The organism is Streptococcus mitis (genome assembly GCF_001579035.1).
Taxonomy (GTDB): Bacteria; Bacillota; Bacilli; order Lactobacillales; family Streptococcaceae; genus Streptococcus; species Streptococcus mitis_J.
Map to the genome: position 1 here is coordinate 221,159 of NZ_KQ970287.1, position 11,003 is coordinate 232,161.

Genomic DNA, 11,003 nt, shown 5'->3' on the forward strand with positions numbered 1-11,003 from the left:
CCCTCCAGTTGAAAAACTACCTCAAGAAACACTTATCTATTATTCGACCGAATCGAAAATATCCAAGAAAGCTAAAGGCCCAATCGGTAGTTGATTTCATCTATAGAGTAACATAAATCTCAAAAAATAGGGTGAAAAACCCTTTATTTGTCATGCAAAAAAACAGAAGATGCGATAGATAATCACTTTGATGACCTCAATCACACCTCCTATTCAAGTGCTTAGATCACTAACTTAATGACATTGGCTAAGTTGCCTTCTTTTTGAAAAAATGAACCTCCATTTTCTTCTCTTCTGTTAAAAAAATTGAAATCCAAACCAATTAAGTGTATAATAGATTGATAAAGTTAATATAGTTGAAATTAAATAAAAATGGTGTCAGATATATGGAGTGCGACATGAATAATCCAGAAAAACAATTAAAATACAGTATTCGAAAAGTGAGTGTCGGTGCAGCTAGTGTTGTCATTGGGGCGCTCTATCTTTTGATGGGAGCAGGGATTGCTCATGCTGAGGGTGTGGAGTCAGATAAGGGAGTTGAGAGGACTGCAAGCTTGGCATATCCAGAGCGGTCTGGAAATGACTCTCTGGTAAATGGGACAGTTTATGAAGCGAGTCCAGCGCGTAATGAAGAGATGTCTTCTGGGAAAACAAATGAAGAAGCGACGGATACTATTGGGGATACTAGTATAGCCTCTGATAAAGAACATCCTCCTTCTAGTGAAAGTAATGATAGTGGAGTCTCTTCATCTACCACTAAAGAGATTTCCTCTAATAAAGAAACAGAGTCTAGTCGGGATAAAACTGAAGAAGTCGATAAAACTAAAATTCGGCGCAAACGTTCTCTTGTTTCAACAGATATTAAATATCAACCGAAATTTGAAGAAGAAAATCTAGGAGAAGCAAAAACTATTTCGATACCTGAAGGGGAACATTATCAAGGTAAAATCATTTCTTATATGCCAGAAGAAATTACCATTGGTAGTAGAACATATGTACCAGTAGTAACAGGTCCTAAGGTGATTACATTAACGGGACAACCTCAAACAGAGGAGGTTGAATATGTTGATAAATCTGTTGCAGAGGCAATCAATAAGCGAAAAGGATCAGTATTTTCAAAAAATCTTGAATGGGTAAAAAAAGATGATAAAAGTCCTGCTGGAGATGAAAATGCTCATTTAACTTTTGAAATGAAAGATGGTGCGACCGTCGAAGAAATGTTTAAGGCTTTAGAAAATTTACCAGATGACTTTCAAAACAATGAACGTTCTTATCTAAGGAATATGGATACACTTGGTGATGCGTTAGGTTTGAAACCAGGAGAAATAAGAGAGTTAACGGAATTTGGTGGTTGGAAAGCTATTGATAAAGATGGTGTTAAAGGGAAATTTGTTATTGGGAGAAGAAATAAAGATGGCTATTTCACAGGTTGGCGTGTCAAAGGATATAATGCCGATGGGACGCCTATTATTGAGCAAGGTGGTATGCTTGGTGGAGATGGTCTAGATAATGTCTATGTTCATGAACAAGCCTTAGATCGTCGTTTCAAGTATATGCTTATGCTTGCTAAAGGACGTACTCGTGCCAATCGTACTGAAGAAGTTTCGGATGGAAAAGCTTATGATCCTCATGCCCCAAATGAACGCTACTCATTTGACTTAACGGCATTAGAGAAACTCCCACTAGTAGAGAGAGATAAGTATACTAAGTACTCTCCTAATGTGAAGGGATTTAATGGAATTGAAAAGAAATTTAGTGCTTTTTCGACTAAGTATGGAAGTCGTGTCAAGGTAGAGTTTGTAACAGGTTATATTTCAGATATTAATGGTTCTAAAGGGACTTATCGAGTAGTTGTTAAAGCTCAGAAAAGCGATGGTACAGAAGAAACGGTATACGATCAAACACTTCATCGTATAGATACAGTCGTTCAAAATGAAGACTTATATAAAAAAGGTTTAAAACTTGAACCTGATGGGAATCTAAAAGAGGCGGATGCTACAAGAACTATTAAAAAGATCTTAGACTACGAGCTAAACCATCGTAGTATTGAAATCCAAAATAAAAAATTAGCGGAACATGGATTAAATAAAAATACTTTGTCGGAAACAGAGAAAAAATTAAAAAAACAGTTGAGTGAAGAAGCAAAAGAAGAGGCGAAACAAAGCGATATCGTGATGGAAGTCAGTGAAGAAGCTTTAAAAGAAGATAAGTTAAAAGAAACTTTACCAGGTATAGGTAAAAGCTATACAAAAACAGCAAATGAGTTGAATAATTTCTTAAAAACTGTCATTAAGGAACCAACTGACCCGACTTGGACTAATTCTGTTAGAGAAAGAGATAAAGCACATGATCCCAATCGCGTGTACAAGCTGCTTAGACTTCTGCTTCCACAAGCATCTAAAATCACCTATCATCCAGAAGAGGATAGACTAGAGATTGAGAACAATTATGTCAGTCCAGAGACGAAGGCAATTTTAGAAGGGATTAAAGAAAAAAATGAAGCAATTACAGTAACTAAAGATAAGGTTGAACGTGACAAACTAGTTGAGGTGCGTGATGAACTCAGAAATAAGCTGAAGGATAAATATAGTTACACTTATCTACAAGCTCAAAATGGGAAAGAGACTATTATTCAAGGATCAACGATAATAGCCACTGGTACTGCAAACGAGTATAATATTACTAGGGATATGTTAGAAAGGACTAGAACGAACACTAAAGCGAATTCATATGGTAAAGATGGGATTGTAAAAGGTGGTGAGGAATATAGGATCTTTGGACACATTGTTGGGACAGATAAAATAGAACGACCAGCAGATAAAGTTCTGACAGATGATCAATTGTCGAACAAAATCAAAGAAAAACTAGGAGAAGGGGACAGTAAACTAGGAAAAGGAGGTTATTTTTCTAGTGGGGACATTCCATTAGGGAAAGATGTTGTGTCTTATACGGTACAAGTATTTTCAGAAAATAATGAAAGAGTAGGTGTAAATACTCAAAGTCACCGTATTCAATATAATCTCCCAATTTTAGCTGATTTTTCTGTTATTCAAGATACTGTTGAGCCAGCAAAAGAAGTTTCTCGTCGTATTATTGATAAATTAGTGAAAGAAAAGAAAATTCCAGAAGATAAAGGGAAGAAAATTAAGGAAAAGATTGAAAAAGTTAAGAAAACTTCTGAATTAAAAGAACTTTTAAAAGGAAGTGTAAAAGTTCGCTATGTAGATACGAATGGAAATGAATTAAAAGAAGAGAAGTATCTTAAGAGCTTCGTAGATAAAGATGGAAATACCGCGAATATAACTGATAAGCCGGGTGAATTTGTCGAAAAAGTGTTAGAGGAGATAACTGTTCCAATCATTGATAAAGACGGAAATACTCTTGAAAATGGCACACATACTAGTAAAAATAATGTTGTAGATAGAGATGGGAATGTTGTATTAGACAAAAAGAAAAATCCTGTTATAGAAACTATAAAGACAGAACTTTTCGTTAAGGAAACAACTGATAGAGCGCCAGAATTTTTAGAAAAAGTCAGAGTGAAAAATGTTGATGAGCATGGAAAAACAGTCATTAAGGAATTAGATATCCATAAAACCATTCACGTGAGTGTTATTGATTCAAAAACGGGAAAAGTAAAGGAAATAAAAGAATACAAAAAAGTTGAACAAGGTGGAGGAATAATCAATAAAGAAGTTATGACTCCTCTGACTAATGTATTGAAAATTCATCTTGATGCCAAAGACGATATTCCTCTTGATGGAAAAATTGTAAATGAAGATGGCAACCCGATCTCATTTTCAAAATTAGATATTAAAACAGATGTTAAAACAACGGTGGAAAAAGTCGCTAAACAAAAGATTAGTTATGTTGATAAAGCAGGAAATGTAGTTCTGACTAAAGTAACAATTAAAGACAACAATAATCATGATCAAGAAGTTTTTGTGCCAAAAGAAGAAGAAACAACAGAAAATAGAGCTGGATTTTTAGGATTAATGTATAGAAATACATTCGATGAAAAAGCAGATAATATTATTTCAACAAGAGATGGTAAACGTTATCGTGTACGTCGTACGTTAGCTGATAATCAACCTGAGAGAACCGATGATTCAGCGACTGCATCAGGAGAACTAACACCCGGAGAAACAGTTGTAACCTATGTTTATGAAGAATTAGGAAAAGCGTTAGTTCATGTGGTAGAACGAAATGAAGATGGCACTACAAAATCCATTAAAGGGCAAGATGATTTTACGATTGACGGAATTGTAGGAAAAGAATTTCCTCAAAATTCTCTTGATGAGAAAATAGCTGAATTAAAAAAATTAGGTTACGATGTTGTAGAAAATACATTCGCAACTGGTAATCGAATGGTGGATAATAATTCTGATGAAGAAAAACCAAGTCAAGAATATACAATTACCGTTGAAAAATCGAAACAAGCAGGAGTAATAGCGAATTATTACAAAGATGGAACAAGTGAAAAAGTAGCCGATAGCGATGACCAAGGACAAAAAAATATAGGTTCATATTATGAGACAACAGCAAAAACGATTGAGCCAAAAGTTACAGTAGAAGAAAAAGATGGGAAAATTATTGTAACGACGAAAACGTACACTTTAAAAGAAGAACCAACGAATAAAATAGGTAAAGTAGTAACTGGAGGAGTTGTAGTTAATTATTATTATGTTGACAAGACAGAAGTTAAAGAAGTGCCAATTACAGAAGAAAAAACAGTCACAAGAACAATCAATTATTTGGAAAAAGGTACAAATAAAGCCTTGAAAAAAGCGACAACTCAATCGATAAAACTGACAAAAACAAATACTGTAAATAAAGAGAGAAACGGAGTAACTGAAGGAATATGGACAACTGGGATATGGGATATGGTAATACCGGGGGCTATAGAAAATTACAAAACACCAGAGCCAACTTCAGTGGCAAAAGTAGAAGTAAATTCAACGACAATAGATACTATCGTCAACGTCTACTATGAATTAATACCAAGACAACCGGAAAGACCAAATCCTCAGGGAACAGATACTCCAGATAGTCCAACTCCACAACAAAATCCAGAAAATCCAAGTATTCTGACACCGATTCCAGAAATACCTAATCAAGAGACTCCAATGCCACCACTAAGTCCAGCATCAGAAGTTCCAAAAACTGAAACTCTAGTGAGTCCAGATCCAGAAGTTCCGACTTCTGAGACAGGTAAGAGAGAGGAGTTGCCAAATACAGGTACCAAAGCTAATGCTGGCTTAGCTGGTGCAGGATTGTTGACCTTGTTAGCTGGTCTAGGACTAGGATTCTTCAAGAAAGAAGATGAGAAGTAATACATTTTGTAATCTAGGATGAATGAAGGAGACTGGGCAAAAACTCAATTTCAGGAGAAAATGAAGTAAATCTTCCCACAATAAAACACATAGTATCAAGGTTTTTCAATGCCTGATATTATGCGTTTTTTGATTTTAAAGACTTTTTGCCAGCCTCTTTTGTCATAAGTTCTAAGGTAGAAGATTGGTAAGCGTCCAATAATAAGGTATTTATCGTTCCGTGAATCCCTCTGAGGAAATCCAGCAAACTCAAGTCGCTAACAGCTGAAGATAAAGCCTATAACCATGCGCTATCTAAGGAGAGAAGCAAAGTTGAGAATATCTTTGCCAAAGTAAAAACGTTTAAAATGTTTTCAACAACCTATCGAAATCATCGTAAACGCTTCGGATTACGAATGAATTTGATTGCTGGTATTATCAACCGTGAAACTAGGATTTTAGTTTCGCAGGAAGTCTATTTTTTAATACTAAGAATAAGCAGAGCCGGTTTTTCTAGGATATTTGGGTCAAGACGATTGTCTTGAATGCCTTAGGGAAACATGCTATACTACTTGTATGATTATTTTACAAGCTAATAAAATTGAACGTTCTTTTGCAGGAGAGGTTCTTTTTGATAATATCAATCTGCAAGTTGATGAACGAGACAGGATTGCTCTTGTTGGAAAAAATGGTGCAGGTAAATCTACTCTTTTGAAGATTTTGGTTGGAGAAGAGGAGCCAACTAGTGGAGAAATCAATAAGAAAAAAGATATTTCTCTATCTTACCTAGCCCAAGATAGCCGTTTTGAGTCTGAAAATACCATCTACGATGAAATGCTTCATGTCTTTGATGACTTACGTCGGACTGAGAAACAACTTCGTCAGATGGAGCTGGAGATGGGTGAAAAGTCTGGTGAGGATTTGGATAAACTGATGTCAGATTACGACCGCTTATCTGAGAATTTTCGCCAAGCAGGTGGCTTTACCTATGAAGCTGATATCCGAGCGATTTTAAATGGATTCAAGTTCGATGAGTCTATGTGGCAGATGAAAATTGGCGAGCTTTCTGGCGGTCAAAATACTCGCTTAGCACTAGCCAAAATGCTCCTTGAAAAGCCCAATCTCTTGGTACTAGACGAGCCGACAAACCATTTGGATATTGAAACCATTGCTTGGTTGGAGAATTACTTGGTAAACTATAGCGGTGCCCTCATTATTGTCAGCCACGACCGTTATTTCTTGGACAAGGTTGCGACGATTACGTTAGATTTGACCAAGCATTCTTTGGATCGCTATGTGGGCAACTACTCTCGTTTTGTCGAGTTGAAGGAGCAAAAACTAGCTACTGAGGCAAAAAACTATGAAAAGCAACAGAAGGAGATTGCAGCTCTGGAAGACTTTGTCAACCGCAATCTAGTCCGAGCTTCAACGACTAAACGCGCCCAATCTCGTCGTAAACAACTGGAAAAAATGGAGCGTTTGGATAAGCCTGAAGCTGGTAAGAAATCAGCCAACATGACCTTCCAGTCTGATAAGACGTCGGGCAATGTTGTTTTGACTGTTGAAAATGCTGCTATTGGCTATGATGGGGAAATATTGTCAGAGCCTATCAACCTAGACCTTCGCAAGATGAATGCTATCGCGATCGTTGGTCCCAATGGTATTGGCAAGTCAACCTTTATCAAATCAATCGTGGATCAAATTCCTTTTATCAAGGGCGAAAAGCGCTTTGGTGCCAATGTTGAGGTTGGTTACTATGACCAAACCCAAAGCAAGCTGACACCGAGTAATACAGTCTTAGACGAACTCTGGAATGATTTTAAACTGACACCAGAAGTTGAAATCCGTAATCGTCTTGGTGCCTTCCTTTTCTCAGGAGATGATGTTAAAAAATCAGTCGGCATGCTGTCAGGTGGCGAAAAAGCACGTTTGCTTTTAGCTAAATTGTCTATGGAAAACAACAACTTTTTGATTCTGGATGAGCCGACCAACCACTTGGATATTGATAGCAAGGAAGTGTTGGAAAATGCTTTGATTGACTTTGATGGAACTCTTCTATTCGTCAGCCACGACCGTTACTTTATCAACCGTGTGGCAACTCATGTTTTGGAATTGTCTGAGAATGGTTCAACTCTCTATCTAGGAGACTATGACTACTATGTTGAGAAGAAAGCAGAAGTAGAAATGGGTCAGACTGAGGAAACCTCAACTAACAATCAAGTAAAAGAATCAAGTCCAGTCAATGATTATCAGGCCCAGAAAGAAAGTCAAAAAGAAGCCCGCAAACTCATGCGACAAATCGAAAGTCTAGAAGCTGAAATCGAAGAGTTAGAAAGTCAAAGTCAAGCCATTTCTGAACAGATGTTGGAAACAAACGATGCCGGTAAACTGATGGAATTGCAGACTGAGCTGGACAAAATCAGCCATCGTCAGGAAGAAGCTATGCTTGAGTGGGAAGAATTATCAGAGCAGGTGTAAAGATGGAACATCTTGGAAAAGTATTTCGTGAATTTCGGACAAGTGGAAATTATTCTTTAAAGGAGGCGGCAGGGGAGTCCTGTTCAACCTCTCAATTATCTCGATTTGAGCTTGGGGAGTCTGACCTAGCAGTCTCACGTTTCTTTGAGATTTTGGATAACATTCATGTCACAATCGAAAATTTCATGGATAAGGCTAGGAATTTCCATAATCATGAACATGTTGCCATGATGGGACAAATTGTACCCCTTTACTACTCAAATGATATTGCAGGTTTTCAAAAGCTTCAAAGAGAACAACTTGAAAAGGCTAAGAGTTCGACAAATCCCCTCTATTTTGAGCTGAACTGGATTTTGCTACAAGGTCTGATTTGTCAAAGAGATTCGAGTTATGATATGAAGCAGGATGATTTGGATAAGGTAGCAGATTATCTCTTCAAAACGGAAGAATGGACCATGTATGAGTTGATTCTTTTTGGGAACCTTTATAGTTTTTACGATGTGGATTATGTCACTCGGATTGGTAGAGAAGTTATGGAGAGGGAGGAATTTTATCAAGAAATTGGTCGCCATAAGAGATTAGTGTTGATTTTGGCCCTTAATTGTTACCAGCATTGTTTAGAGCATCTTTCTTTTGATAATGCCAGCTATTTTGAGACTTATACAGAGAAGATTATTGGTAAAAACATTAGTCTGTATGAACGAAATATTTTACATTACTTAAAAGGTTTTGCTTTGTACCAAAAAGGAAAGTGTAAAGAAGGTTGTAGCCAGATGCAAGAGGCCATGCATATTTTTGATGTGCTAGATCTTCCAGAGCAAGTAGCCTACTATCAGGAACACTACGAAAAATTTGTCAAAGATTAATTTTCCCAAATAAGGGAAAAAATAAAAAGCTCCTTTCGGTTTTGATACAATAGTTTCAAAATTTGAGAGGAGTTTTTATATGAATCGCTATGCAGTACAGTTGATTAGCCGTGGAGCTGTTAACAAGATAGGGAATATGCTCTATGATTATGGCAATAGTGTCTGGTTGGCTTCCATGGGGACTATGGGACAGACAGTTTTAGGAATGTATCAGATTTCTGAACTCGTCACATCCATTCTCGTCAACCCCTTTGGCGGAGTCATTTCAGACCGTTTTTCTCGTCGTAGGATTTTAATGGCGACGGACCTTGTTTGCGGGATTCTTTGTCTGGCTATTTCTTTCATAAGGAATGACAGCTGGATGATTGGAGCTTTGATTGTTGCCAACATTGTTCAGGCTATTGCTTCCGCCTTTTCTCGTACAGCCAATAAAGCCATTATAACTGAGGTTGTTGAGAAAGATGAGATTGTGATCTATAACTCTCGCTTAGAGCTGGTTTTGCAGGTTGTAGGTGTTAGCTCTCCTGTTCTTTCCTTCCTTGTTTTACAGTTTGCAAGTCTCCATATGACGCTATTGCTAGACTCGCTGACTTTTTTCATTGCTTTTGTTCTAGTGGCTTTCCTTCCAAAAGAGGAAGCAAAAGTTCAAGAGAAAAAGGCTTTTACTGGGAGAGATATTTTTGTAGATATCAAGGATGGGTTACACTATATCTGGCATCAGCAAGAGATTTTCTTCCTTTTGCTGGTAGCTTCCAGCGTTAATTTCTTTTTTGCAGCTTTTGAATTTCTACTCCCCTTTTCGAATCAGCTTTACGGGTCAGAAGGAGCCTATGCAAGTATTTTAACTATGGGGGCTATTGGTTCCATCATTGGGGCTCTTCTAGCTAGTAAAATTAAAGCTAATGTTTATAATCTTTTGATTTTACTGGCTTTGACAGGTGTCGGAGTTTTTATGATGGGATTACCACTTCCAACTTTTCTTTCCTTTTCTGGAAATTTAGTTTGTGAATTGTTTATGACGATTTTTAATATTCACTTTTTTACTCAAGTACAAACCAAGGTTGAGAGCGAATTTCTTGGGAGAGTACTGAGTACAATTTTTACCTTAGCTATTCTATTTATGCCTATTGCAAAAGGATTTATGACAGTCTTGCCAAGTGTACATCTCTCTTCTTTCCTGATAATTGGAAGTGGTGTTATCATCTTGTCTTGTATATCGTTTATTTATGTTCGAACTCATTTTGAAAAATTGATATAAGGCTGCTTGAGTTTCAAAAATAATTTCAAACTAAGTGTTTTTTCCGCCCTTCTCGTTTGTGAGGAGGGCTTAGTTTATGGTAAAATGGTCTTATGAATAAAAGAATGAATGAGTTGGTCGCCTTGCTCAATCGTTATGCGACTGAGTACTATACTAGCGACAATCCCTCGGTTTCAGACAGTGAGTATGACCGTCTTTATCGTGAGTTGGTCGAGTTAGAGTCTGCCTATCCAGATCAAGTATTAGCAGACAGTCCGACCCATCGTGTTGGTGGCAAGGTTTTAGATGGTTTTGAAAAATACAGTCATCAGTATCCTCTTTATAGTTTGCAGGATGCTTTTTCACGTGAGGAGCTTGAAGCTTTTGATGCGCGTGTTCGTAAGGAAGTGGCTCATCCAACCTATATTTGTGAGCTGAAAATCGATGGCTTATCTATCTCGCTTACTTATGAAAAGGGGATTTTCGTTGCTGGGGCAACGCGTGGAGATGGTTCTGTTGGGGAAAATATCACAGAAAACCTCAAACGCGTCAAGGATATTCCCTTAACTTTGCCAGAAGAACTAGATATCACAGTTCGTGGGGAATGTTACATGCCACGCGCTTCTTTTGACCAGGTCAACCAAGCTCGCCAAGAAAATGGAGAGCCTGAATTTGCCAATCCTCGTAATGCGGCAGCAGGAACACTACGTCAGCTGGATACAGCAGTAGTAGCCAAGCGTAATCTTGCAACGTTTCTCTATCAGGAAGCCAGCCCTTCAACTCGTGACAGCCAAGAAAAGGTTTTGAAGCACCTAGAACAGCTCGGTTTTGTGGTTAATCCTAAGCGAATCTTGGCTGAAACCATAGATGAAATCTGGGATTTTATTCAAGAAGTAGGACAGAAACGGGACAATCTTCCCTATGATATCGATGGGGTGGTGATCAAGGTAAACGACCTAGCAAGTCAAGAAGAACTCGGCTTTACTGTTAAGGCTCCAAAGTGGGCAGTAGCCTACAAGTTTCCTGCTGAGGAAAAAGAAGCTAAACTCTTATCAGTTGATTGGACAGTTGGTCGTACCGGTGTTGTGACTCCAACTGCTAATCTGACCC

General features: G+C 37.7%; 4 protein-coding genes and 4 pseudogenes. All 8 read left to right on the plus strand.

Annotated features, from left to right (window positions below; genetic code table 11):
• Positions 1-398: 398 nt before the first annotated feature.
• Positions 399-461 (plus strand): annotated as a pseudogene (locus tag SMIDD26_RS13690) (YSIRK-type signal peptide-containing protein); the annotation flags it as partial.
• 2,229 nt (positions 462-2,690) lie between these two features.
• Positions 2,691-3,311 (plus strand): annotated as a pseudogene (locus tag SMIDD26_RS13585) (adhesin); the annotation flags it as partial.
• A 1,953-nt stretch (positions 3,312-5,264) separates the two neighbouring features.
• Positions 5,265-5,333 (plus strand): annotated as a pseudogene (locus SMIDD26_RS13695) (cell surface protein); the annotation flags it as partial.
• A 233-nt stretch (positions 5,334-5,566) separates the two neighbouring features.
• A pseudogene (locus tag SMIDD26_RS05540) lies at positions 5,567-5,761 on the plus strand (transposase family protein); the annotation flags it as partial.
• Between the two features lie 127 nt (positions 5,762-5,888).
• The gene (locus SMIDD26_RS05545; protein WP_061439402.1) at positions 5,889-7,790 is read left to right on the plus strand and encodes an ABC-F family ATP-binding cassette domain-containing protein; all 1,902 of its coding nucleotides are present in this window, start codon (positions 5,889-5,891) and stop codon (positions 7,788-7,790) included.
• A 2-nt stretch (positions 7,791-7,792) separates the two neighbouring features.
• Positions 7,793-8,656, plus strand: coding sequence for an Rgg family transcriptional regulator (locus SMIDD26_RS05550; RefSeq protein WP_061439405.1), 864 nt, complete (start codon positions 7,793-7,795; stop codon positions 8,654-8,656).
• Positions 8,657-8,735: 79 nt separating this feature from the next.
• Positions 8,736-9,914: an MFS transporter gene (locus tag SMIDD26_RS05555; protein WP_061439407.1), complete on the plus strand. Its 1,179-nt coding sequence runs from the start codon at positions 8,736-8,738 to the stop codon at positions 9,912-9,914.
• A gap of 92 nt (positions 9,915-10,006) precedes the next feature.
• On the plus strand, positions 10,007-11,003 hold a 997-nt coding region (gene ligA / locus SMIDD26_RS12925; protein ID WP_246746931.1), incomplete at its 3' end, for an NAD-dependent DNA ligase LigA.

What these genes read in the sequence shown, in the direction of transcription:
- SMIDD26_RS05545 (WP_061439402.1), top strand. Translation starts at nt 5,889, where the DNA reads ATGATTATTTTACAAGCTAATAAAATTGAACGTTCTTTTGCAGGAGAG.
- SMIDD26_RS05550 (WP_061439405.1), top strand. Translation starts at nt 7,793, where the DNA reads ATGGAACATCTTGGAAAAGTATTTCGTGAATTTCGGACAAGTGGAAAT.
- SMIDD26_RS05555 (WP_061439407.1), top strand. Translation starts at nt 8,736, where the DNA reads ATGAATCGCTATGCAGTACAGTTGATTAGCCGTGGAGCTGTTAACAAG.